The sequence below is a fragment of the Bacillus sp. SIMBA_026 genome, from assembly GCF_046535335.1.
Classification (GTDB): domain Bacteria; phylum Bacillota; class Bacilli; order Bacillales; family Bacillaceae; genus Bacillus; species Bacillus velezensis.
This window is the reverse complement of record NZ_JAWRWX010000002.1, coordinates 681645-707350: the sequence shown is the minus strand read 5'-3', so window position 1 is coordinate 707350 and position 25706 is coordinate 681645. Positions and strand designations below refer to the sequence as shown.

General features: G+C 47.6%; 21 protein-coding genes and 1 pseudogene. 16 read left to right on the top strand and 6 right to left on the bottom strand.

Going from position 1 to position 25706, the window contains the following annotated elements; genetic code table 11:
• A pseudogene (locus SB847_RS14345) lies at window positions 1–513 on the bottom strand (bacteriocin biosynthesis protein AlbG); the annotation flags it as partial.
• A 153-nt stretch (window positions 514–666) separates the two neighbouring features.
• Between SB847_RS14345 and SB847_RS14340 the strand changes: the two are divergent.
• The 4 genes from SB847_RS14340 (at window position 667) to fnr (ending at window position 4900) form a co-directional block, all read left to right on the top strand.
• Window positions 667–1095: a YwiB family protein gene (locus SB847_RS14340; RefSeq protein WP_032869448.1), complete on the top strand. Its 429-nt coding sequence runs from the start codon at window positions 667–669 to the stop codon at window positions 1093–1095.
• Entirely contained in the window at window positions 1092–2762 is a 1671-nt protein-coding gene (gene argS, locus SB847_RS14335; protein WP_038461659.1) for an arginine--tRNA ligase, read from the top strand. The genes SB847_RS14340 and argS overlap by 4 nt, the downstream gene beginning before the upstream one ends.
• A 133-nt stretch (window positions 2763–2895) precedes the next feature.
• The gene (narK, locus tag SB847_RS14330; protein ID WP_032875893.1) at window positions 2896–4086 is read left to right on the top strand and encodes a nitrate transporter NarK; all 1191 of its coding nucleotides are present in this window, start codon (window positions 2896–2898) and stop codon (window positions 4084–4086) included.
• 97 nt (window positions 4087–4183) lie between these two features.
• Window positions 4184–4900, top strand: coding sequence for a fumarate/nitrate reduction transcriptional regulator Fnr (gene fnr, locus SB847_RS14325; protein ID WP_032875896.1), 717 nt, complete (start codon window positions 4184–4186; stop codon window positions 4898–4900).
• 31 nt (window positions 4901–4931) lie between these two features.
• On the opposite strand, the gene SB847_RS14320 is transcribed toward fnr, so the two are convergent.
• Window positions 4932–5651: a YwiC-like family protein gene (locus SB847_RS14320; protein ID WP_410563986.1), complete on the bottom strand. Its 720-nt coding sequence runs from the start codon at window positions 5649–5651 to the stop codon at window positions 4932–4934.
• Between the two features lie 142 nt (window positions 5652–5793).
• Between SB847_RS14320 and SB847_RS14315 the strand changes: the two genes are divergently transcribed.
• The 8 genes from SB847_RS14315 to SB847_RS14280 all read left to right on the top strand — a co-directional run bounded on the left by SB847_RS14315 (window position 5794) and on the right by SB847_RS14280 (window position 17012).
• Window positions 5794–6270, top strand: a complete 477-nt coding sequence (locus SB847_RS14315) for a cyclic nucleotide-binding domain-containing protein (protein ID WP_410563984.1) — start codon at window positions 5794–5796, stop codon at window positions 6268–6270.
• A 176-nt stretch (window positions 6271–6446) separates the two neighbouring features.
• A complete protein-coding gene (locus tag SB847_RS14310) occupies window positions 6447–10133 on the top strand; it encodes a nitrate reductase subunit alpha (RefSeq protein ID WP_410563981.1) in 3687 nt (1228 codons plus the stop codon).
• Window positions 10123–11586 carry a nitrate reductase subunit beta gene (gene narH / locus SB847_RS14305; RefSeq protein ID WP_410563978.1) on the top strand — a complete coding sequence of 488 codons (1464 nt, stop codon included), beginning with the start codon at window positions 10123–10125 and terminating at the stop codon, window positions 11584–11586. The genes SB847_RS14310 and narH overlap by 11 nt, the downstream gene beginning before the upstream one ends.
• Before the next feature lie 25 nt (window positions 11587–11611).
• The gene (gene narJ / locus SB847_RS14300; protein ID WP_410563976.1) at window positions 11612–12169 is read left to right on the top strand and encodes a nitrate reductase molybdenum cofactor assembly chaperone; all 558 of its coding nucleotides are present in this window, start codon (window positions 11612–11614) and stop codon (window positions 12167–12169) included.
• Window positions 12166–12837, top strand: coding sequence for a respiratory nitrate reductase subunit gamma (narI, locus tag SB847_RS14295; RefSeq protein ID WP_101670612.1), 672 nt, complete (start codon window positions 12166–12168; stop codon window positions 12835–12837). The genes narJ and narI overlap by 4 nt, the downstream gene beginning before the upstream one ends.
• Window positions 12838–12976: 139 nt before the next feature.
• Window positions 12977–13606, top strand: coding sequence for a YitT family protein (locus SB847_RS14290; protein WP_410563972.1), 630 nt, complete (start codon window positions 12977–12979; stop codon window positions 13604–13606).
• A gap of 95 nt (window positions 13607–13701) precedes the next feature.
• Window positions 13702–15204 (top strand): cardiolipin synthase, encoded by a 1503-nt coding sequence (gene cls, locus SB847_RS14285; protein ID WP_410563969.1) that lies wholly within the window; start codon window positions 13702–13704, stop codon window positions 15202–15204.
• Window positions 15205–15284: 80 nt separating this feature from the next.
• A complete protein-coding gene (locus SB847_RS14280; RefSeq protein WP_007614400.1) occupies window positions 15285–17012 on the top strand; it encodes an ABC transporter ATP-binding protein in 1728 nt (575 codons plus the stop codon).
• Window positions 17013–17077: 65 nt separating this feature from the next.
• On the opposite strand, the gene SB847_RS14275 is transcribed toward SB847_RS14280, so the two are convergent.
• From SB847_RS14275 to cls (SB847_RS14265), 3 genes are all read right to left on the bottom strand, one after another.
• Window positions 17078–17350 (bottom strand): hypothetical protein, encoded by a 273-nt coding sequence (locus tag SB847_RS14275; protein ID WP_003151087.1) that lies wholly within the window; start codon window positions 17348–17350, stop codon window positions 17078–17080.
• Between the two features lie 68 nt (window positions 17351–17418).
• Complete coding sequence (gene uvsE, locus SB847_RS14270) at window positions 17419–18381, bottom strand: UV DNA damage repair endonuclease UvsE (protein ID WP_410563965.1); 963 nt, start codon at window positions 18379–18381, stop codon at window positions 17419–17421.
• Between the two features lie 12 nt (window positions 18382–18393).
• A complete protein-coding gene (gene cls, locus SB847_RS14265) occupies window positions 18394–19593 on the bottom strand; it encodes a cardiolipin synthase (RefSeq protein WP_082998269.1) in 1200 nt (399 codons plus the stop codon).
• Between the two features lie 138 nt (window positions 19594–19731).
• Here cls (SB847_RS14265) and SB847_RS14260 point away from each other — a divergent pair, with 138 nt between their 5' ends.
• The 3 genes from SB847_RS14260 (at window position 19732) to pyrG (ending at window position 24443) form a co-directional block, all read left to right on the top strand.
• The gene (locus SB847_RS14260) at window positions 19732–21840 is read left to right on the top strand and encodes a (Fe-S)-binding protein (protein ID WP_032875925.1); all 2109 of its coding nucleotides are present in this window, start codon (window positions 19732–19734) and stop codon (window positions 21838–21840) included.
• A gap of 227 nt (window positions 21841–22067) precedes the next feature.
• Window positions 22068–22595, top strand: a complete 528-nt coding sequence (gene rpoE, locus SB847_RS14255) for a DNA-directed RNA polymerase subunit delta (RefSeq protein WP_032875929.1) — start codon at window positions 22068–22070, stop codon at window positions 22593–22595.
• A 240-nt stretch (window positions 22596–22835) separates the two neighbouring features.
• A complete protein-coding gene (gene pyrG, locus SB847_RS14250) occupies window positions 22836–24443 on the top strand; it encodes a glutamine hydrolyzing CTP synthase (protein ID WP_007407615.1) in 1608 nt (535 codons plus the stop codon).
• A 47-nt stretch (window positions 24444–24490) separates the two neighbouring features.
• Here pyrG and SB847_RS14245 read toward each other — a convergent pair whose 3' ends face one another.
• Window positions 24491–25012 carry a DUF2529 domain-containing protein gene (locus tag SB847_RS14245; protein ID WP_007614394.1) on the bottom strand — a complete coding sequence of 174 codons (522 nt, stop codon included), beginning with the start codon at window positions 25010–25012 and terminating at the stop codon, window positions 24491–24493.
• A 164-nt stretch (window positions 25013–25176) separates the two neighbouring features.
• Between SB847_RS14245 and spo0F the strand changes: the two genes are divergently transcribed.
• Window positions 25177–25551: a sporulation initiation phosphotransferase Spo0F gene (gene spo0F, locus SB847_RS14240; RefSeq protein WP_012118670.1), complete on the top strand. Its 375-nt coding sequence runs from the start codon at window positions 25177–25179 to the stop codon at window positions 25549–25551.
• The last annotated feature ends 155 nt before the right edge of the window (window positions 25552–25706 follow it).

Sequence of the window (25706 nt, the reverse complement as noted above, 5' to 3'; positions counted from 1 at the left end):
TCACAGGTTGAGAGAAGCAGAGCTACGATAAAAAAATCGTTTATAAATAAATGAGCCGATCTGCTGGATGGCAGCCAGGATGATTAAAAACAGCAGTTCACTTATGGTGAAACTGAGCATCCACCAAACCCCGGCTCCTGTCAGCGCTCCCGCAAGCCCTTTTTTGAACAGGCTTCCATGTTGGAAAAGCTGCAGCAAGTACGTCCGCATAAAATACAATAAATACAAAATCAGTAACACCGCGAGTCCCATTGATACGGCAAGGGGCGTGTGAAAGCGGAAAGGGAAGGCTTTGACGATTTCGAACACGCAGCCGAATATGATGACTTGGCATAATACAGCAGCCATCACGTGTGTTTGGCGGACGTTTTTATAGCTGTCACGCAGCGCTTTGACATCGTTGGCATTTCTGCTGCACAATCTATGTTGCTGGAAGTCGCAGCAGCTTCGATGAGACTGTGTGAGTTTCTGAAAAGCTGGTGTCATGTTTTTCACGGATTGGGTGACATAGTGATATGATTTTCTCTTCTCATAAGGAACTGCTTTTTATGAGGTTTATCTTCAAATCTAATGAGCAATGATGGTAAGATAGAAGCAGTTGAAGTTTACAAACTGAAGGATTATACTATTCAAGTCAAAGCGGAATGATGAAAAGGACGTGTCAAAATGAAACAAGAGACACCGATAACACTCCATGTGAAGTCTGTGATCGAGGATGACGGAAATGAGGAAGTCATCGAATTCCGTACTACCGGATTTTACTATGTAAAACAACAAAAAGTGTATCTATCTTATTATGAAGAACACGACCTAGGCAAAGTAAAAACGATTGTGAAGGTGAGCGAAGGCGAAGTCCTGATCATGAGGTCAGGCGCTGTTAAAATGAATCAGCGTTTCATAACGGGAGCTTCCACAATTGCGAAATATAAAATGTCATTTGGTGAGCTTGAGCTGCAAACAAGCACAAAATCGATTCAATCTGATCTCGGTGAAGAAAAAGGCCGAATCAGCATCGCATATGACATGCATGTCGGAGACGAGCAGCAGCATTTACATAATATGACGATCACGTATGAGGGAGGAACTCACGCATGAATATTGCGGAACAAATGAAGGACGTGCTGAAGGATGAGATCAAAGCGGCCGTTCTGAAAGCGGGCCTGGCGGACGAAAGCCAGATTCCAAGCGTACTGTTAGAAACGCCGAAAGAAAAAACACACGGTGATTATTCCACAAACATGGCGATGCAGCTGGCGAGAATCGCAAAAAAAGCGCCGCGCCAAATCGCTGAGGAGATCGTGGCGTCATTTGATAAAGGCAAAGCTTCCATTGAAAAGATGGATATTGCGGGACCCGGCTTTATCAACTTTTACATGAACAACAGCTACTTAACAAAACTGATTCCGTCCGTGCTTGAAGCGGGTGAACACTACGGAGAGACAAACATCGGACAAGGCGAAAAGATTCAGGTCGAATTCGTATCGGCCAACCCGACGGGAGATCTTCACTTAGGCCATGCGCGCGGCGCGGCGGTAGGTGACGCGCTGTGCAGCGTGCTTTCTAAAGCGGGCTATGATGTTAGCCGCGAATACTATATTAATGATGCGGGCAACCAGATTAACAACCTGGCGCTTTCCGTTGAAGTCCGTTATTTTGAAGCGCTCGGTCTCGAGAAACCGATGCCGGAAGACGGCTACCGCGGCGAGGATATTATCGCCATCGGGAAAAAGCTTGCCGAAGATTTCGGCGACCGTTTCGTACATGAAGAGGAGAGCGAACGTCAGGCGTTTTTCCGTGAATACGGCTTAAAGTACGAGCTTGATAAACTTCGCTCCGACCTGGAAAATTTCCGCGTGCCGTTTGACGTATGGTATTCTGAAACGTCACTGTACGAAAACGGAAAAATTGATCAGGCGCTCGAGGCGCTTCGCGAAAAGGGCCATGTATACGAAGAGGACGGCGCGACATGGTTCCGTTCCACAACGTTCGGCGACGATAAAGACCGTGTGCTGATCAAAAAAGACGGCTCATACACTTATTTGCTGCCGGATATCGCATACCATAAAGACAAACTTGACCGCGGATTCGACAAGCTCATCAATGTATGGGGCGCGGATCACCACGGGTATATTCCGCGTATGAAAGCGGCAATTGAAGCGCTCGGTTACAAGAAAGGCACATTGGAAGTTGAGATCATTCAGCTCGTTCATTTATACAAAAACGGCGAAAAAATGAAGATGAGCAAACGTACGGGGAAAGCCGTAACGATGCGCGACCTGATTGAAGAGGTCGGCCTTGACGCGGTCCGTTATTTCTTCGCGATGCGCAGTGCTGATACGCACATGGATTTTGACTTGGATCTTGCCGTATCCACATCTAACGAAAACCCTGTGTATTATGCGCAATACGCACATGCACGTATTTGCAGCATGCTTCGCCAAGGGGAGGAGCAGGGACTTAAACCGGCGGCAGATCTTGATTTCAGCCATATTCAATCAGAAAAAGAATATGACCTGCTGAAAACGATCGGCGGCTTCCCTGAGGCAGTGGCAGAAGCGGCGGAAAAACGCATTCCTCATCGTGTCACAAACTATATTTATGATCTGGCTTCCGCTCTGCACAGCTTCTACAATGCGGAGAAAGTCATCGATCCGGAAAATAAAGAGAAGAGCCGCGCGCGTCTCGCTTTAATGAAGGCGACGCAAATTACGCTGAACAATGCGCTTCAGCTGATCGGCGTATCCGCTCCGGAAAAAATGTAATGATGATCAAAGGACAAAGTCTTCGGGCTTTGTTCTTTTTTTGTATATAAAGCGTGTGATGTAATTCACAATCCCGCACACTGAGTTTTTGTATGATAAGACTGATATTGAATCAGTGAAAGGGGCAAGCCGAATGATCAATCGTCAACATATTCAATTATCGTTGCAGTCATTAAGCTTAGTGGCAGGGTTTATGGTGTGGGTGCTGATTTCATCGCTCATTTCTCAAATGACATCAGATATTCATTTAAGCAAAGGCGAGATTTCATTGGTGACGGCGATTCCCGTTATTCTCGGATCGCTTCTCCGTATTCCTTTAGGATATTTAACGAACAGGTATGGCGCGCGGCTGATGTTTATGATCAGCTTCATCCTGCTTTTGTTTCCTGTATTTTGGATCAGTATCGCGGATTCTTTATTTGATTTAATCGCGGGCGGCTTTTTCTTAGGGATCGGGGGAGCGGTATTCTCCATCGGAGTGACGTCCCTCCCGAAATATTATCCGAAAGAAAAGCACGGTGTCGTCAATGGGATTTACGGTGCCGGAAACATCGGAACTGCCGTTACTACCTTTGCGGCGCCGGTTATCGCTCAAGCCGCGGGATGGAAAGCAACCGTGCAGATGTATCTTGTTTTGCTGGCTGTTTTCGCATTACTGCATGTTTTGTTCGGCGACCGGCATGAGAAGAAAGTCAAAGTTTCCATAAAGACACAAATGAAAGCCGTTTACCGAAATCATGTGCTGTGGATGTTGAGCCTGTTTTATTTTATTACGTTCGGCGCCTTTGTCGCCTTTACCATCTATCTTCCGAATTTTTTGGTTGAGCATTTTGGGCTGAGCCCTGCGGACGCCGGTCTGCGGACGGCCGGCTTTATTGCGGTCTCTACGCTGCTCAGGCCTGTGGGAGGGTTTCTTGCAGATAAACTGAGCCCGCTCCGCATTCTGATGTTCGTTTTCGCAGGGCTTACGCTGTCAGGCGTCATGCTGTCATTCTCCCCGACGATCGGTCTTTATGCGTTTGGATCGCTGACGGTGGCAGTCTGCTCAGGGATTGGAAACGGGACTGTATTTAAACTGGTGCCTTTCTACTTTTCGAAGCAAGCGGGGATTGCCAACGGTATTGTGTCAGCTATGGGCGGACTGGGCGGTTTTTTCCCTCCGCTGATTCTGGCAAGTGTATTTCAGGCAACAGGCCAATACGCGATCGGGTTTATGGCGCTTTCAGAGGTCGCGTTAGCCAGCTTTGTCCTTGTGATCTGGATGTATTGGCAGGAAAAAATGAAAACACATACGGAGAGAAACAGTCAGAGCCTCAATTCATAATGATCCATTCACAAGATTGTTAGTTTTTTCTGGGTGAGTGCAAATCAAGTCACGTTACAATATACATACGCAACGTGACTTTCTTCGAGGTGAGCTCATGAATATTCTCTCTGTCCGAAAATCTGATAAAGAACTTCTTTCCCGCGAACTGCATGAATTGCTGGAATCGATCAGTACGAAAAGGAAAATGAAAAAACACACGTATTTGTTTCAAGAAGGAATGGATGCAAAAGAGCTTTATCTGATTCAATCAGGACTCATTGAAATCGGCAAGCTGACGTCTGACGGAAAAGACCTGACGCTTAGAATCTGCCAAAAAAACGATATTGTCGGGGAATTGACGCTATTCACAGATGAGCCGAGATATATGCTCAGTGCGAAAGTGTTAGAGGATGGCGAGGTGCTCGTCATTAATAAAAACAAGCTGGAAAAGGAATTGATCCAAAACGGTGTTTTGACGTTTGAATTTATGAAATGGATGAGCACCCATCTTCGAAAAATCCAGTCCAAGATCAGGGACCTGCTTCTTCACGGCAAAAAGGGGGCGCTCTATTCCACCCTTATCCGCTTATCAAACAGCTACGGGGTGGATCGAAGCGACGGGATTCTGATTAACATTGTGCTGACAAATCAGGATTTGGCTAAGTTTTGCGCGGCGGCAAGGGAGAGCGTCAACCGCATGCTGGGAGACCTCCGCAAACAAGGGGTTATTTCGATAGACGAAACCGGAAAAATTATTTTGCACAAGCGGGACTATTTACGGTGTGAGATCGAGTGTGAAAATTGTCCGCTTGAGATCTGCAATATTGACTGAAAAAAACAAGGACAGCGGTGTCCTTGTTTTTTTACCTTGTGATAAACAGGCACATGACGGCAAGAAAGAAGCCGGCATTTACGATTTCCAGAATGCCGATCGTTTTCACCGGCCAGTCTCTTCCGTGAAAAAACCAGGCCCGCAGACTGCTTGGGATAAAAGCGAGAAACGCCCAGCCTGCCCCGAAAAGAGCCGATAAAAAGGGGAGCAAGAGGTGATATCCCCACGACCAGTATACAAAGGTTCTGTTTTTTCTCTCCCGTATGACCGATTTCACGTAAAAAGAACTCCCGACAAAAAATAAAGCGGATTGCAAGAATAGAAACCAAGACCAGCCGTCAAGGGTTCCCGTTCCCAGCCAGCAGCTCGCAAGCCCGCCTGAACAAAAGAACAGAACACCTGCAATATCATTCGTGAGCGCCCGTTCGTTTTTTCGGCGGGCATAATGCGTATGTATGAGAAACAGCGGCAATAAAAAAACGCCGATCCAGACGAGCTGCGGCTTATGAAAGACAGAAATGATCAAAAAGCAGCAGGCCGGAAAACCGTAATACCATATCCACTTTTGATAGGGCTGAAGCTGTTTCTTTTTCAAAGCGAGCGAAACGGGATAAACCGCTAAGTATAGGAACAGCCAGCCCAAAAAGAGCGGAATATGCCAGAAAACCGGGCCTCCCTTGACCATGCCGAGTAAAAATGGAATCAGCAGCATCGCCCATGCGCCGTGCTGCTTCGGAATCATCGCCTTCATCGAAACCCCCCTTTTTATTTCATTATAAGTGCAAACACTCTCCTGATAAGTGACTTTTATCATACAAGCTGTGAAATACATCACTGCCGTGCAGGCTCAATCGGGCTACACTAAAGCTATCCTTAGCACAGGAGGCTTTCCTATGAATCAGTGTGACTATTTATTATTTCTGAAACAACTTCCTATGTTTAATGAAGTGCCTCTGTCCATTGTCGAAACCTTGCTGAAAACCGGGACGTTTATCCGCGGCTCATCTGACCACTCTCCATCCTTTCTTCATTCACAATCCGTTTATATTGTATTAAAAGGAAATATCCGTTTTACGGACAGCAGGCTCCCTGAAGGGTCGCAAACCGTTGCGCTGTGGGAAAAAGGCGATGTGTTTCCGATTGATGAAAAAGGCGGGCTCTCTTTATCGCCTTTTATCTCAGTCAATGCCTCACCGGATATTCTGGTACTCCATATTCCATATTCCGTATTTAAGCAAATGATGTCTTACCATCCGCGGCTGCAAATGAACTTTTTGGTGATGCTTCAGCAAAATGTCTTCTGTTCCTATCAGTTGTTTTTACGGTATCTGCATACATCACGGGATGAAAACGCCGAACCCGGTTCTTAAACAGAACCGGTTTTTTTTTGATGACGCCGGGTCCCATATCGTTTGAAAATCCTTCCTGCTGCTCTGTGTGAACGTTTTGTGAAAAAAGCAGAGTGTGTGACATAGTTCACAAGGTGATGCGCCGTCTCTGTTTATAGTGTACATAGCATTACCTGACTCGGAAGGAGTGAACGATCATGAAGAAAAAGAAAATGAGTCCGTTGCTCAGGAGATTAAACTATTTTTCTCCTATCGAACATCATTCAAATAACCATAGCCAAACGACAAGCGAAGATCGTGATTGGGAGAATGTATACAGAAACAGATGGCAGTACGACAAAGTCGTTCGCTCCACCCACGGTGTCAACTGTACGGGTTCTTGCAGCTGGAATATTTATGTGAAAAACGGAATTGTCACGTGGGAAGGACAAAACTTGAATTATCCATCAACAGGCCCGGATATGCCTGATTTCGAACCGAGAGGCTGTCCGCGGGGGGCCAGTTTTTCTTGGTACATCTACAGCCCGCTCCGTGTGAAATATCCATATGTACGCGGTGTGCTGATCAATTTGTGGCGGGAAGCATTGCAGGCGCATCATAATCCGCTGGATGCCTGGAAATCGATCGTCGAAAACCCTGAAAAAGCGAAGTCCTATAAACAGGCAAGAGGGAAAGGCGGCTTTGTCCGCGCGGAATGGCCGGAGGTGCTGAAGCTGATTTCAGCCTCTCTGCTGTATACAGTGATGAAATACGGGCCTGACCGGAATGTCGGTTTTTCTCCGATCCCGGCGATGTCCATGATCAGCCACGCATCAGGTTCGCGATTCATGTCGTTAATCGGCGGCCCAATGCTCAGTTTTTATGACTGGTATGCGGATCTTCCGCCGGCGTCCCCGCAAATTTGGGGCGACCAGACGGACGTTCCGGAGAGCAGTGATTGGTACAATTCAGGCTATATCATCACATGGGGCTCCAACGTTCCGTTAACGAGAACGCCTGATGCGCATTTTCTGGCGGAAGCCCGCTATAAAGGCGCCAAGGTTATTTCGATCAGTCCCGATTTTGCGGAATCCTCAAAGTTTGCGGATGACTGGCTGAGTATCCGCCAGGGGACTGACGGGGCGCTTGCGATGGCGATGGGTCACGTCATTTTGCAGGAATTTTACGTGAACCAAGAAACTGAACGTTTTATTGAGTACGCGAAGCAATACACCGATTTTCCATTCTTCGTCACTCTGTCAAAAGAAAACGGCGTGTATACAGCCGGGCGGTTTCTGCATGCAAAAGACATCGGGCGGCAGACAAAAAATGATCAGTGGAAGCCGGCGGTCTGGAATGAACAGACAGGTGCGTTTGCCATACCGCAAGGAACAATGGGCTCCCGCTGGGACGGGCAGCAGAAATGGAATCTGCACATGATCGACGAAGACACCGGGGAACAGATTGAGCCCCGTCTCTCCGTGCTCGGAATAGAGGACGAAATCGGCATGGTGCGCATTCCGTATTTTTCAAATGACGGAAACAAAGTGCTTGAGCGGAATCTTCCTATTAAAAAATTGGAGCTAAATGGTGAAGAAACGTACGTCACGACCGTGTTTGACTTGATATTGGCCAACTACGGCGTGAACCGGGGCATCGGCGGACAATCAGCCGCATCTTATGATGATCCCCGTCCGTTCACACCTGCCTGGCAGGAACAGATCACGGGAATTAAAAGAGAAGCCGTTATACAGATTGCCAGGGAGTTTGCCCAAAATGCGATCGATACAGACGGCAGATCCATGATTATCGTAGGGGCCGGCATTAACCACTGGTTCAACTCCGACACGATTTACCGTGCGGTGTTAAATCTTGTTTTACTCGTAGGCGCCCAAGGCGTAAACGGCGGAGGCTGGGCCCATTACGTGGGGCAGGAAAAGCTCCGTCCGGCTGAAGGGTGGCAGACGATTGCAACCGCAAAGGACTGGGAAGGCGTGCCTAAACTGCAAAACGGCACCTCATTTTTCTACTTTGCGACAGACCAGTGGCGTTATGAAGACCAGCCGATCAGTGACTTGGCTTCACCGATCGCTTCTTCATCCCGCTACAAGCATCACGCCGATTACAATGTGCTGGCGGCGCGATTAGGGTGGCTTCCGTCTTACCCAACATTCGATCAAAACGGCATTGATCTGTACAAAGAAGCTGAGAAGGCGGGGGCGGCGACACCTGAAGACGTAGGTGCGTACGTGGCCTCACGGCTTCAAGAGAAAAAACTGAAATTCGCGATTGAAGACCCAGACAATGAAGTGAATTTCCCAAGGAATCTCTTCGTATGGCGGGCAAATCTGATCTCAAGCTCAGGAAAAGGGCATGAATACTTTCTTAAGCATCTGCTGGGGACGACGAACGGTTTGATGAATGACGACAGCGACAGCATCCGCCCTGAAGAAATCAAATGGAGGGAGCAGGCACCGGAGGGAAAGCTCGACTTGTTAATCAACCTCGATTTTCGAATGGCGGGTACGGCGCTGTATTCCGATATCGTGCTGCCGGCGGCGACATGGTATGAAAAACACGATCTCAGCAGCACGGATATGCATCCGTTTATTCATCCATTTGCTCCGGCCATCTCGGCGCCGTGGGAATCGAAGTCAGACTGGGATATTTTCAAGGCGCTGTCAAAAGCCGTTTCCGATCTGGCGGAAGAAGTCGATATGGAGCCGGTGAAAGAGGTAGTCGCCATGCCGCTCCTCCACGACACGATGCAGGAATTGGCCCAGCCGTTCGGCAAAATCAATGACTGGAGCAAGGGTGAATGTGAAGCCATTCCGGGAAAAACGATGCCGAACATCCATGTCGTTGAACGGGATTACAAACACATTTTTCATAAAATGACCGCGCTCGGTCCTCATACGGCTTTAAAACCGAGCGGAACAAAAGGGATGAGCTGGTCGATTGCGGATGAATATGAATCACTCAAACAGAGACTGGGAGAAACCGATTCAAACAGCGTTGCCAAAGGATGTCCGAATATAAGTGAAGCGAAGCAGGCGGCGGAAGCGATTTTAACCCTGTCGTCCACCTCCAATGGAAAAGTCGCCGTGAAAGCATGGGAATCGCTTGAAAACATCACAAACCTGAAGCTGAAAGACCTGGCGGAAGAGCGCGAGGAAGAATGCTTTACGTTCGAACAAATTACAGCCCAGCCGAAAACGGTCATCACCTCTCCGGCCTTTACCGGCTCAGAAAAAGGAGGGCGCAGGTATTCGCCGTTTACGACGAATGTGGAAAAATTAATTCCGTGGCGGACGCTGACAGGCAGACAATCCTATTATGTCGATCATGAACTGATGATGGAATTCGGTGAAACGATGGCGACATTTAAACCGATCCTCCAGCACCGTCCGTTCCTAAGCAAGCGGCCTGATCAAGAGGGCAAAGAGATCGTTCTTAATTATTTGACGCCGCATAATAAATGGTCCGTCCACAGCATGTATTTTGATTCTCTGCCGATGCTGACGCTGTTCCGCGGCGGGCCGACCGTGTGGATGAATAAAGATGATGCTGCGGATACGGATATCAAAGACAACGATTGGATTGAATGCTTCAACCGAAACGGTGTTGTCGTCGCGAGAGCGGTTTTGTCTCATCGGATTCCTAAAGGAATGGCGTTTATGCACCATGCCCAGGACCGCCACATCAATGTGCCCGGCACAAAACTGACGAATAACCGCGGAGGCACCCATAACAGCCCGACAAGGATTCACGTCAAGCCGACCCAGATGATCGGGGGCTATGCCCAGCTCAGCTACGGCTTTAACTATTACGGTCCGACGGGGAATCAGCGCGATCTGAATGTCGTCATCCGCAAGCTGAAGGAGGTCGATTGGCTTGAAGATTAAAGCGCAAATCGGGATGGTCATGAACTTGGATAAATGCATCGGCTGCCACACGTGCAGCGTCACCTGCAAAAACACGTGGACAAACCGTTCCGGTGCGGAATATATGTACTTCAATAATGTAGAAACAAAGCCTGGCATCGGCTACCCGAAGCAATGGGAGGACCAGGACAAATATAAAGGCGGCTGGACGTTGAAAAAAGGAAAGCTTGAACTGAAGTCAGGCCCGAAAACAAACCGGCTTGCAGGCCTTTTCTATAACCCGAACCAGCCGACGATTGATGATTACTATGAACCTTGGAACTATGATTATGAAACGTTAACAAACAGCCCGCAGAAAAAACACCAGCCGGTGGCGCGCCCGAAATCGTCCTTAACGGGGGATTTCATGAATATCGAATGGGGCCCGAACTGGGAAGATGATCTCGCGGGCGGCCATATTACAGGGCTTGAAGATCCAAACGTTCAAAAAATGGAGGAATCCATTAAAACGGAATTCGATGAGGTCTTTATGATGTATCTGCCGCGTATTTGCGAACACTGCATCAATCCGGCGTGCGTGTCCTCCTGTCCTTCCGGCGCCATGTACAAACGTGAGGAAGACGGCATTGTGCTTGTGGATCAAAACGCATGCCGTTCATGGAGGTATTGCGTGTCATCCTGTCCTTATAAAAAAGTCTATTTTAACTGGCAAACGAACAAAGCGGAAAAATGCACACTCTGCTTCCCGCGATTGGAGGCGGGGCTGCCGACTATCTGCTCTGAAACGTGTGTGGGCAGAATCCGCTATCTCGGCGTCATGCTGTATGACGCGGACAAAGTGGAGGAAGCGGCCTCTGTTGAAAATGAAAAGGATCTCTACCATTCCCAACTGGACGTTTTTCTTGATCCGAATGATCCTGAGATTGCCAAACTGGCAAAAGAACAAGGCATCCCGGCTGAATGGATAGAGGCTGCGCAGCGATCGCCGATCTATAAAATGATCATTGACTGGAAGATTGCGCTTCCGCTTCATCCTGAGTACCGTACGCTGCCGATGGTTTGGTACATTCCGCCGCTCAGCCCGATTATGAACCTCTTTGAAGGAAAAGGCAGCCGGCAAACGGCGGAAGCGATTTTTCCGGCTATCGACCAAATGAGAATTCCGATTGACTATTTGGCGCAGTTATTAACGGCCGGTGATACGGATCATATTCGGTCAACGTTAAAGAAAATGTCTGTCATGCGCCAGTATATGAGGGCGATTCAGACGAATAAATCTATCGACCCGGCATTGGTCTCCAGTGTCGGCTTAACCGAACAGCAAATTGAAGACATGTATCGGCTGCTGGCGATCGCCAAATATGATGACCGCTTTGTGATCCCGAGCAGCCATCGAGAAGAAGTGTCGGATTTATATGCTGAACAAGGGAGCTGCGGCTTATCATTTTCAGGCGGCCCGGGCTCTTGTTTCTAATTTTTCATAAATGAGGTGTAATAACATGAACACCACAGACCGGCAAATGACGTTCTCCGCTCTTTCCTCTCTTCTCTCTTATCCGGATGAAGAGTGGAGAGCCGAGATTCCCGATTGGAAGGCTCTTATCCATGACATCACCAATCAGCAAATCCGTGAGAAATTGCTGCACTTTTTAGAGGCGGCAGCCGGCTTTTCTCCGCAAGCGCTGATTGAACACTATGTGTATACGTTCGATTTCGGAAAAAAAACGAATATGTACGTCACCTACTTTAACTCAGGCGAGCAGAGGGAACGCGGCATCGAATTGCTGTATTTAAAAAACACCTACCAGCAATCCGGTTTCCTGCCGACAGATAAAGAACTGCCAGATTACCTGCCGCTGATGCTGGAATTCGCCGCGGTTGCGGAGATTGAAGCGGCGAGAAGCGTGTTTGAGAAATACCTGTCCAATGTGAGGGAGCTGGCTTCCCGCCTCGAAAAAAATGACAGCATCTATGCTGAGCTGCTGCACGTGCTGCAGGCCGCGCTGGAAAACATCGGTGTACATGAAAGCACTGAAGAAGGGGCTGTTCAGGAATGAGCGGGCAGATCCTGTGGGGCGTTATGCCATACATTGTATTGACGATCTTTATCGGCGGGCATATTTACCGCTATCAGCATGACCAATTCGGCTGGACGGCGAAATCAAGCGAGCTGTTAGAAAAGAAAAAACTCGCCGCTGGCAGCACACTTTTTCACTGGGGCTTACTATGCGTTGTCGGCGGACATGTCATGGGAATTTTGATCCCTGAAGGCGTGTATGCTTCTCTTGGCATTTCCGAGCATATGTATCACAAAATAGCGATCGGCGCAGGCCTGCCGGCGGGGATCGCGGCATGTACCGGACTTGTCATCCTGACGTACAGAAGGCTGTTTGACAAAAGAATCCGCAAAACCAGCTCGCCATCGGATATCCTGACGCTTATTCTGCTGCTGTTCATGATGCTGTCGGGCGTTGCGGCCACGTTCCTCAACATTGACTCGAAAGGATTTGATTACAGGGCAACAGTCGGGCCGTGGTTCAGGGAAATTGTTTTGTTCCGCCCTGACGCTTCTTTGATGGAAAGTGTCCCGCTATGGTTTAAGTTTCATATCATCATAGGGTACGTCGTTTTTATCCTTTGGCCGTTTACAAGATTGGTTCACGTGTTCAGCCTGCCCCTCAAGTATTTGACCCGCAGCTATGTTGTCTATCGGAAACGCACGTGAAAATCCCCCCTGCAAAAGGGGGATTTTTTATGGTGAAAAAATAAAACCATAAGATATTTTCTGCCAAGGTAATGGCTGGTAAGCGGGGATTCCTGTTATGTTTTATTTGGAAATAACATCAACAAAAGGAGAGTGAAGAATGAAGCGGATTTACCTCATTTTAGCCGCCTGTCTGATGACAAGCGCCGGCGTCCTGACACTCAGACATTCTCATGTATTAACCGGCGGCACAGCGGGACTGTCACTAAGCCTGTCATACGTGTTTCATTCCTCGTTTGCGATTATCTTCTTTCTGATTAATATCCCGTTTTATATATTTTCTCTCATCAGAATGGGAATCAAATTCACTCTATCCACCGTTTTTGCAGTCACAGTGCTGACTCTGTTTACCGGCGCGGATCACTGGCTGCCGCCGGTCTCTGTTTCACCGCTTGCCGGGGCGATTTGCGGCGGGGCGCTGATCGGGTTGGGCCTGTCGCTCATGTTTTATCATCAGGCATCGCTCGGCGGCGCCAATATCCTCGCTTTATTTCTGCAAAAGCGCTGCGGATGGAATCCGGGTGCCGTTAATTTCCTCTTCGATTTTGGCGTCGTGCTGGCCGGCATTTTCTCCGTCGGATTGCTGAAAGGGCTCTTCTCCTTAGTGTCGATAGCGGTCACCGGTCTGATCATCGGCATCTTCAAAAATAAAATCAAAGGCAGCTGCTCGCTCAATCCGGCATTGCTTCAGAACATCACACCCGGCCAATCACAGGAAGCTTCATCATAAGCCTTTCCGCTCGTGCGGAGAGGCTTTTTCATATGTTTACAAGCCGGAAAACAGAGGGTATACAGAGATATCGGATCAGATGGGAGAGAGTCGGGATGCTGAAAAGGAGACTGGAATTTTGCTTTTTATATATGATGCTTATCGGAGCATATGTCATATGGTTTTTTCCGGTTTCCAGGCTTGAGTTTTACGGAGGGGTGCTTTGCTATGCAAGCATTATTTTGTTCAGCATCTATTCGTTAATTCTTGAAAACCGCACCTCGCAGCACACGCTGTTATGGATTCATATTCTTGTGTTTTTTCCGATCGCCGGGTACTTATTTTACCTTTTTTCCGGCCAGCTTTATGAAAAAGGCAAGCTGTTCAGGTCGAAACGGACATACAACCGGGAAAAGCTGAGAACGATATTTGATATGGAACAGACACCCGATCTGACCGGGCTGAAAGGAAATCAGAAGCGTTTCTTTCAATATTCAATCAAGGCGTCCCATATGAATATCAATACAAAAAGCAGGCTGAAGGTGCTCAAAAACGGGGACGAAACATTTCCTGAGCTGTTTGAGGCGCTCCGGGAGGCCGCGTCATTTATACATATTGAGTATTACATGTTCAAATCAGACATGCTCGGGCACAAGATGATGGACATTATGATGGAAAAGGCGCGTCAAGGCGTGGAAGTGCGGTTTTTGTTCGACGCGGCCGGCAGCCTGAAGCTGGCCGGAAAAGATATTAAAAAACTGAAACGATCGGGCGTGAATATCGTCCCGTTTCTGCCGCTGAAATACGGTTTTTTCAACCAAAAATTCAATTTCAGAAATCACCGCAAGATCGTCATCGTTGACGGGAAAGTCGGTTTTGTCGGCGGGCTGAATGTCGGCAAGGAGTATATCGGCAAAGATCAAGATGTCGGCTTTTGGCGGGACACCCATATGAAAGTCGAAGGAGAAATCGTTCAGACGCTCCACAGCATTTTTATGCTTGATTGGGAATACGTTTCGGATGAGGTGCTGATTGATCAGAAAGCATACACCCGCCCGGTTGCGGCAGAAAGCGGCGGCGTCTATCAAGTCGTTCCGACGGGCCCCGATATGAAGGAGCGGATGAGCGATCTGTATTATGCCATGATAGCGGCGGCCGAATCGTCTGTATGGATCGCGACGCCTTATTTCGTGCCGAATGAGCCGATCCGCACAGCACTAAAGGAGGCTGCTGCCAGAGGCGTCCGGGTGCGTGTCATGGTGCCGGAAACCAATGACGGGTTTTTAACCCAGTACGCGACGAGATCGTATTTCCCCGAGCTTCTTCGCGAAGGAATCGAAGTCTATTCTTATCAAAAAGGCTTTATGCATCAAAAGGTGCTCATCACTGACGGAAACCTCGCCTCTGTCGGGACAGCGAATATGGACATGAGAAGCTTTCAGCTGAACTTTGAAGTCAATGTCTTTTTTACAGATCAAGAGGCGATCAAAGATCTTGAAGCGCATTATCTGGAGGATATGAAGGAGTCTGAAAAAATCAGCCCCGTCCGTTTCTATAAGCGCACATTATGGGAAAGAACGAAGGAATCCTTCGCACGGTTATTTTCCGGCGTTTTATAAAAAACGCTTTTAAAACTCCTTGTGTATAGTATAATTGAGAAATATTATCATTAAGAACGAGGCACAAGGAGGACGGAATCGTGCTGCGACAATTTTTTTCTTATTATAAACCGTACAAAAAGCTGTTTTTTCTCGACTTCTTTTCTGCCATCGCCGGCGGATTGATGGAGCTGAGTTTTCCTCTGATTGTCAATTACTTTATCGATACATTGCTCCCGGGGCGGGATTGGAGTCTGATTATTTTGACTTCAGCGGCTTTATTCGGGGTCTACGCCCTCAGCTCGGCGCTTCAGTATGTTGTGACGTATTGGGGCCATATGCTCGGCATTAACATTGAAACCGATATGCGGAAAAAGCTTTTTGACCATCTGCAAAAGCTTTCGTTCAAATTTTACGATAACAACAAAACGGGCAGTTTAATGTCCAAGCTCACCAATGATTTGATGTATATCGGAGAAACCGCCCATCACGGACCTGAAGACCTGTTTATCGCGATTATGACGATTTTGGGCGCGTTCGGTGTGATGCTGTTTATTAACTGGCAGCTTGCGCTGTTGACTTTTATCATTATGCCGGTCGTCATTTGGCTTGCTTTGTATTTTAATAAAAAAATGACCTCTGCGTTTACAAAACTGAACAAAGACGTCGGAGACTTCAGCGCGAGGGTTGAAAACAATATCGGCGGCATCCGTCTTGTTCAGGCTTTCAGCAATGAAGCGTTTGAAACGCAGCGGTTTGACGTGAACAATCAGCGTTTCCGCAAAACAAAGCTGACGTCATATAAAATCATGGCGAAAAACGGCTCGATCAGTTACATGCTGACAAGATTCGTCACGCTGTTCGTCTTATTGTGCGGCACATGGTTCGTGATCCGCGGATCGTTATCTTACGGGGAATTCGTCGCTTTTGTGCTGCTGACGAACGTTCTGTTCCGTCCGATTGATAAAATCAACGCGATTATTGAGATGTATCCGAGAGGCATTGCCGGTTTTAAAAGCTTTATAGAAATACTGGAAACGGAGCCTGATATCAAGGACGCCCCGAACGCGAGACATGTGTCCGGTTTAAAAGGGAATATCCGTTATGATCGTGTGTCATTCGGTTACGAAGAAAACAGTCCGGTTCTGTCGGGAATCAATTTGTCCATTCATGCCGGGGAGACAGTCGCATTCGTCGGGCCTTCGGGAGCGGGAAAATCAACGCTGACAAGTCTGCTGCCGCGCTTTTATGAGCCGTCTGAAGGCGTGATTTCCATTGACGGTATCGATATTAAGGACATGACGCTGTCATCTCTGCGCGGACAAATCGGCGTCGTCCAGCAGGATGTCTTTCTGTTTTCCGGCACATTGCGGGAAAACATTGCTTACGGGCGGCTCGATGCGTCTGAGGAAGAAATCTGGCAGGCCGTCCGCCAGGCGCATTTAGAGGATTTGGTAAACGGGTATCCCGACGGTTTAAACACGGTGATCGGCGAGCGCGGCGTGAAGCTGTCAGGCGGGCAGAAACAGCGGCTTTCCATCGCCAGAATGTTTTTGAAAAACCCGTCGATCTTAATTTTAGACGAGGCTACATCAGCCCTCGATACAGAAACGGAAGCCGCCATCCAAAAATCGCTGCAAGAGCTGTCTGAAGGGCGCACAACGCTTGTGATCGCCCATCGGCTGGCTACGATTAAGGATGCGGACCGGATCGTCGTCGTCACAAAAGAAGGCATTGCTGAACAAGGTCATCATAAGGAACTGCTGGCATCCGGCGGCATGTACCAGAGACTCCATCAGGCCCAATTCGGCGAGCTGATACATCAATAAAAGAAAAAGGATAGACAAAAGGGGCCGGGCAGCCTCCTGTCTATCCTTTTTTATGTAGTCCGTATTTAATGGGCTTCTTTTTGCGCAGGTTCGATGATATGTTTGAAACGGTCAACAAGCTGCACCGCTTTCTTTCCTTCGACTACAATTAAATATTCTTGTTCTTTATGGGCCATTCTGAACGTTTCCAGCTCAATGATATCTTTGATTTTGCACATCGTTTTTTTAGAGTAGATATACAGCTCGTGGCCTCCCGTGTGGCAAAGCTGATAAAGCTGAAGCATGTTTCGTAAAGTGAACTTCTTAGCGGCTATTTTCAAAGATGTAATGTTTTTCATATGTTTTCTCCTCCGTCTGATGGTCTGTTATTTCGGAAATTCCCCATATAAACGGGTGATAAACCTGGTTATGCCTTCCACTTCAGCACTCCGCCCGCCAGGCGTTTGACTCCGCGGATGGCGCTTAATTCTTCGACGAGCCGTAGCAGCGCCCGGTCTTTCTCTTTCGCCTCAATCATAAAGTCGATGTCCGTATCCCATTGTCTGAACCGCTCCAGCACCGGCAGAATAAAATTCGCATCCACATAGTCCGCATGACTGCGTACGGCTGATTCCGATTTTGGCGAGGAGAGATGGACCTTCGGCTTTAAGCCGATCCGCTGCCATGTTTTGATCATCCGCGGAAGAATGTCATCTAAATCAGCGTCATCGGTCGGATTGGCGTAAAAATGGTGATAATCAAACACAAACGGAATGCCTTCTTGCTCACATACACTGAGTGTTTCCTCGGACGTATATGTTTTATCATCGTTTTCTAAAGTCATCCGCTGTTTGATGACATCGGGAAGTTCTTTCAGATTCACGCGGAAACGGCCAAGCGCGCTTTGTTTGTCACCGTAAGCGCCTCCGACATGGATGTTGATGACGGAACGGTCCGCGATGCCCATTGCGTCCAGCATGTCATAATGATAGGCCATATCCTTGACCGCATTTGCGGTGATCTCCTGTTTCGGGCTTGTAAAAAGCGTGAATTGGTTCGGATGAAAGCTCGTTCTGAGGTCATATTTTCTGACCAGCCCGCCGATCTCACGGAACTCCTGGCGAAACGGCGTGACAAAATCCCACAGCACATCCGGATGGGTGGCCAGCGGCACAATCGAGCTTGAGAACCTGTACAGCGGGATGCCGTGTCCGATCACATAATGGATGGTGCGCAGCGTATTGGTAAGATTGGCTTTCGTCACAGAAAGCAGGGCGTCTTTCTGCTCACTGCGGGAAAGCTTGGTATAGCGCGCATATGTTAAGGTTTTGGCGGGGGACGCGTCCCAAAGGCACATGGCGTTTGCGACGAATCCGAATCTGAACAGCATATGGTTTCTCCTTTATAAAAAGTAAGATATGGCCTTTCCCAGCCATTCTGCAGGAAGCTGTCTGACGGAGCGCTGTTTCACTTTTTCTAATGTGAGAAGCTCGGATTTTTCGATGTCCTGCTTTATGGTTGAAAGCACTTCCTTTGTAAAGGCTTCATCATGAATGATGACATTCACCTCTTCATTCCAGAACAGGCTCCGTTTATCAAAATTCGGTGTGCCGATAATGCTGATGCGGTCATCTATAATGAAGGCTTTGACATGATAAAAGCCTTGATAATACCGATAGATGAGGCAGCCGGCCTTCAGAAGCTCGGGATAATAGGTAAAAGCTGTTTCCCGAACGAGCGGGTGGTCTGATTTCATCGGAACGATCAAGATGACTTTGACGCCTTTTCGGCAGGCTGAAATAAGCGCTTCCTGAAGCTTTTTGCTCGGTACATAATAAGGTGTGCCGATAATGATTTTTTTCTCCGCCTTACGGATGCAGTTTTCATAATGCGATTCAAGCGAAAAACCGTCAGATGCATATGTCCTATGAGAGATATTCCCTTCGGATAACACCGGATAAACCCCGGGTGATCCGGGTGCTTTTCCGGTGTTTCGTTTCAGATCGCTTACAAAAAGAGTCTGAAGATCCGCCGTGCCTTCGCCGGTCATCCGCAGGTGATAATCCTCCCAGTTTCCGAACTTCGCTTTTTTGCCGAGGTACTCTTCAGCGATATTAAAACCGCCGACATACCCGATTTTGCCGTCAATGACGGTCACTTTCCGGTGATTCCGTTTTTGCAGCCTGAAAAAAAGAAACGGAAATGCCGGTTTATTTAGAAAATGAACGTGAACGCCGGCTTTTTTCATCGTTTGAATGGAAGGCTTTTTCACTTGGCGGCTGCCCGCCCAATCGAGCAGCAGATATACGGAGACGCCGGCCTGAGCCTTTTCTTTCAATAAATCAAACATCTCATGGCTGACTTGGTCGTTCTTCATAATAAAAAACATCATATGAATAGAAGAGACGGCTTGGCGGATATCGGCCGTCATCTGCCGCACAAGCTCGCTGCCGCAGTGAATGAGTGTGATATCACTCTTTTTCGGGTCAAAAACGGGCTCATACGCCTGTTTTTTGTACGCCGCCCGGCCAAGCAGCATATCAAGCAGCATAAGTGCGATCAATATGATAAAAATGACAAGCAACACAAAAATGACCTTCATACCGACGCTCCTTTCCGAAGTATTCGTAGTGTGCCCTGAGAATGTGAATTTAATTATTGACTGAACACTCATTCATTATTTATGATAAAGTAAAGATATGACAATGAAGAGGGGTATCAGAACAAAGGGGGAGACAAGATGAACGCATTTCTCATGGTAAACGCGCTGCTGTTTTCAGCTGTAACCGCTTACGCCGTTTATTTATTCGTTTACCTGATCAGAACGAGGATCGCTTATATTAAGCTCGGCCAAAGGGAAGAATTTGATAAACGCCTGAAAGAACGTCTTCAGAAGATATGGGTGAATGTGTTCGGACAGAAAAAACTGCTGAAAGATAAAAAGAGCGGAATCATCCACGTTCTGTTTTTTTACGGTTTTATACTCGTTCAGTTCGGCGCAATTGATTTTATTCTGAAAGGGCTGCTTCCTGACCGCCATCTGCCGTTCGGTCCGCTTTATCCGGCGTTTACCTTTTTTCAGGAAATCGTCACGTTTTTGATTTTAATCGCCGTAGTCTGGGCGTTTTACCGGCGCTACATTGAAAAACTCGTCAGACTGAAACGCGGGTTTAAAGCGGGGCTTGTCCTGCTGTTTATCGGCGGACTGATGGTGACGGTGCTTCTCGGGAACGCCATGAACCTTTTATGGCACGATCATTCTCTGTCTTGGACGGAACCGATCGCTTCCTCCATTGCGTTTGTGCTCGGCGGTCTTTCAGCGCCGGCGGCCGCCGCCGTGTTTTATGTTTCATGGTGGCTTCATCTGTTGTTTTTGCTCAGCTTTTTAGTGTACGTGCCGCAATCAAAGCATGCGCACTTAATTGCGGGTCCGGCGAATGTGTTCCTCAGCAGGCTGGATTCAAAAGGAAAGCTGGAAAAAATCGATTTCACCGATGAGACGAAAGAAAGCTACGGCGTCGGAAAGATTGAAGACTTCCGCCGCTCTCAGCTTGTCGACCTTTACGCCTGCGTCGAATGCGGCCGCTGTACAAATATGTGTCCGGCCTCCGGTACGGGCAAGATGCTCTCGCCGATGGACCTCATTTTAAAGCTCAGAGACCATTTGACGGAAAAAGGCGCTGCCGTGACGTCAAAATCTCCGTGGGTGCCCGCGCCCGTTTTTCAGCACACGAAGGCGAATCAGCTCGCCGCGGCTTCCTCAGGGGGAGGATCGCGTGAAGCGGCGGCGGCCATTGATTACAACCCGAGCTTAATCGGCGAGGTCATCACGGAAGAGGAGATTTGGGCGTGCACCACTTGCCGCAACTGTGAAGATCAATGTCCGGTCATGAATGAACACGTTGATAAAATTATCGATCTGCGCCGCTATCTTGTGCTTACGGAAGGGAAGATGGACAGCGACGCGCAGCGGGCCATGACAAGCATTGAAAGACAGGGAAACCCGTGGGGCTTAAACCGGAAAGAGCGGGAGAACTGGCGGGAGCAGGCTGATACAGAGATTCCGACAGTGAAAGAAATGAAAAAACAAGACAAAGAGTTCGACTACTTATTTTGGGTCGGCTCAATGGGTTCCTACGACAACAGGAGCCAAAAGATTGCCGTCTCATTTGCAAAGCTGCTTAATGAAGCGGGCGTATCCTTTGCGATTCTCGGCAATAAGGAAAAAAACTCAGGCGACACGCCGCGCCGTTTGGGCAACGAGTTTCTGTTCCAAGAGCTGGCGGAACACAACATCGGCGAATTTGAAAAACACGGGATCAAAAAAATCGTCACGATTGATCCGCACGCCTATAATATGTTCAAAAATGAATATCCTGATTTCGGATTCCGGGCCGAAGTCTATCATCATACTGAATTATTAGCCGAGCTTGTGTCACAGGGGAGACTAAAACCGCTTCACCCGGTGAATGAAACGATTACCTTCCATGACTCGTGCTATTTAGGAAGATACAATGAAGTGTATGAGCCGCCGAGAGCGATCTTAAAAGCCATTCCGGGCGTTCAATTGAAGGAAATGGAGCGCAGCCGCGAAAATGGGATGTGCTGCGGCGCCGGGGGAGGGCTCATGTGGATGGAAGAAGAAACGGGAGCGAGAATCAACACGGCCCGGACTGAGCAGGCGCTTTCTGTCAGTCCGACGGTCATCAGCTCCGGATGTCCTTACTGTCTGACCATGCTCGGTGACGGTACGAAAGCGAAAGAAGCCGAAGACGCGGTGGGCACTTATGATGTCAGTGAATTGCTCGCCATGTCTGTATTCGGCGCTGAAAAACAAGAGTCTTTATAGAAAGAAGCGGGCCGCCGGCGCATATGCCGGCGGCTTTGTTTTCGCACATTAGCCGATTTATGACGGGACGGCTCTAAAATTTCTTAAATTACGCTGTTAAGGGTAGCATATTCTGTTTTAATTTGTTTATAATGAGAGGTATGGTTTATGAACAAAACAATACAAATTCGTTCTTATTATAGGATAGAAACAGATACATATAAGTAATAGAAAGGGAGTGTCCGACCTTGAGTATCAAACAATATTCTCAGGAACAGCTGAAGCAGATGGCTTTAGTTGAAATCGCTCACGAAATTTTCTCAGAACATAAAAAACCGGTTCCGTTTCAGGAGCTGCTGAATGAAATGATCTCCTTGCTCGGTGTTACGAAAGAGGAACTGGGCGACCGTATCGCCCAATTTTATACAGACCTGAACATTGACGGCCGCTTTATTGCTCTGTCAGACCAGACGTGGGGGCTTCGCAGCTGGTATCCGTACGATCAGCTGGACGAAGAAACACAGCCGACTGTAAAAGCGAAAAAGAAAAAAGCGAAAAAAGTCGTTGAGGAAGATCTCGACCTTGATGAATTCGAGGAAGTTGATGAAGATGACATCGATCTCGATGAAATAGAAGAAGATATTGACCTTGACGCAGACAGCTTTGACGACGAAGATATCGATGAAGAAGATGACGACGAGCTTGAGATCGAAGACGATGTGATTGAAGAAGATGAGGAAGATTATGATGATGAGGAAGAGGAACGCAAAGACTGATTTTATATCAGCAAAACGATCTTGACTTTCATTGTCGAACTATGTAGTATGTATTTTGGGCTCTTCAAAAAGAAGAGAATTCATAAGAGTGCTACGCTCCCTTTCAAGAAATTGAAAGGGAGCTTTCTTATTTTCATCTCCCAAATTCTTTTACACATCATTTGTTTTTAGTGAAATGATTTTCTATAAAACGGCACATTTTAAGGAATGTAGTGCAGACCGAAGAGAGGAGCAAACGAAATGACGAAATATATTTTTGTAACCGGGGGAGTTGTATCATCACTCGGAAAAGGAATTGTGGCTGCGTCACTTGGCCGCCTTTTGAAAAACAGAGGCATGAGCGTCACTATCCAAAAATTTGACCCTTATATCAACGTTGACCCGGGAACGATGAGCCCGTACCAGCACGGTGAGGTATTCGTTACCGATGACGGCGCTGAGACTGACCTTGACTTAGGGCATTATGAGCGTTTCATTGACATTAATCTGAACAGATTCAGCAACGTGACGACTGGTAAAATCTATTCCGCCGTATTGAAAAAAGAGCGCCGCGGGGACTACCTCGGCGGAACGGTTCAGGTCATTCCGCATATCACAAATGAACTGAAAGACCGCGTGTACCGTGCAGGCAAAGAAACAAACGCAGATGTAGTCATTACTGAGATCGGCGGAACAGTGGGAGACATCGAATCCCTTCCGTTCCTTGAAGCCATCCGTCAAATGAAAAGCGACATCGGCCATGAAAACGTGATGTACATTCACTGTACGCTTGTTCCGTACATCAAAGCGGCGGGCGAGCTGAAAACAAAACCGACGCAGCACAGCGTAAAAGAGCTGAGAAGCCTCGGTATTCAGCCTAATATCATCGTCGTGCGCACGGAAATGCCGATTTCTCAAGATATGAAAGATAAAATCGCACTCTTCTGCGATATTGACACGAAAGCGGTCATCGAGTGCGAAGATGCGGACAACCTTTACTCCATCCCGCTTAACCTTCAGGAGCAGGGACTCGATAAGCTTGTCTGCGATCATATGAAATTAGAATGCAAAGACCCGGATATGACGGAATGGAAAGACCTTGTCACGAAAGTGAAAAACTTGTCTAAAACCATTACAATCAGCCTCGTCGGTAAATACGTCGAGCTTCAGGACGCTTACATTTCAGTCGTTGAATCACTGCGCCACGCCGGCTATGCGTTTGACGCTGATGTGAAGATCAAATGGATTAACGCCGAAGAAGTGACAGAAAGCAATATTCAAGAGCTGACTAGCGGCACAGACGGAATCATCGTGCCCGGCGGTTTCGGAGACCGCGGCGTAGAAGGGAAAATCATCGCCGCCAAGTATGCGCGTGAGAATAAAATTCCGTTCTTCGGCATCTGCCTCGGTATGCAGATTGCATCCATTGAATATGCGCGAAACGTATTAGGTCTGGAAGGGGCTCACTCTGCGGAGATCGATCCGTCCACTCCTTATCCGATCATCGACCTTCTGCCAGAACAAAAAGATGTCGAGGATCTTGGAGGAACGCTTCGTCTCGGACTGTACCCTTGTAAGCTCCAGGAAGACACGAAAGCCTTCGAAGCGTATGCGGATGAAGTGGTATACGAACGCCACCGCCACCGTTATGAATTCAACAACGAATACAGACAGCAAATGGAAGAGAACGGTTTTGTGTTCTCAGGAACAAGCCCTGACGGCCGTCTTGTGGAAATCATCGAGCTGAAAGACCATCCTTGGTATGTCGCTTGCCAGTTCCACCCTGAGTTCAAATCAAGACCGACAAGACCTCAGCCTTTATTCAAAGACTTTATCGGCGCTTCCGTACAAGCTGCAGAACAGAAGTAATAAAAAAAGACTTGCCTCCTTTAAAAGCGGCAAGTCTTTTTTCTGCATCAGGCATATTCCTGCATCATTTCCTTTAACGTAAAGGACAGTGCGTGATAGACATACAGGCCTGTCATTAATGAAGGAAAGCCGTATCTTGTCCCGTCTTCATCAGGCAGAAGCGGCATTTTTAATTTGCTGTCAATATGAACATCACAAAATGCCTCAATCCCGGTTTGATCTTTGATGACAGGAGATACGCCAACGAGGCCGATCCCTTTTTCATAAAGCTTTTGAGCCAGCGCCTGTTCTTCAGCCGTGCCCGGACCTGAACAAAACATCAGCACCCTGTCGCTTTCTGTAATCGAATCAGCTGTATCCGGAAACGCTTTGACGGAAGGCATCGGTTCTGAGCCGAGTTCCGCCTCGCACAAAATGCCCTGCATCTCATTTGCGCCGTATAAATAAATGGTATGACCGCTGACGGCTGCCTGCGCCAGCAGGCGCGCGCCGTCTTCTATTGCTTCGGATTCCTTATCCTGAATGCGGGAAAAAATGCCTGCAAGCTGCGTCGTAAATATCTTTAACATGAGTGAAACCTCCTTTACACATACAAGAACAGTATACAACAAAAGAGAAAATGCTCAGAAAATGTCGGAAAGTAGACTATTATAATTAAAGGAAATGTGAAAATCAAACAGAATACATAAACAACTGCTTCCTTTTGACGAAAATGATAATATTGGGGTGTAAAATGATGAATGAAAAGATTTTAATCGTAGATGACCAATACGGTATACGCATATTGCTCAATGAAGTGTTTCATAAAGAGGGGTACCAGACGTTTCAGGCCGCCAACGGCATACAGGCGCTGGACATCGTAACGAAAGAACGGCCCGATCTCGTGCTTTTAGATATGAAAATCCCCGGCATGGACGGAATCGAAATTCTCAAGCGCATGAAGATGATTGACGAATCCATCCGCGTTATTATCATGACCGCTTACGGAGAACTTGATATGATTAAGGAATCAAAAGAGCTCGGAGCGCTGACCCATTTTGCGAAACCTTTTGACATTGATGAGATCAGAGACGCGGTGAAAAAATATTTACCTCTAAAATCGAATTAATAAAATTAGAAACAATTATGTCATTGTGTTGCCGATTTGTCGAAAAGTTGGTATCCTAGAGATGGAGAAAAAGCGATCTGTTGTTTTACATATGACAGGTTTTTATGGTCATGCTATAGGTGGAAAGCTTTTTTCGAGAAGAAGCAAATCAGGCT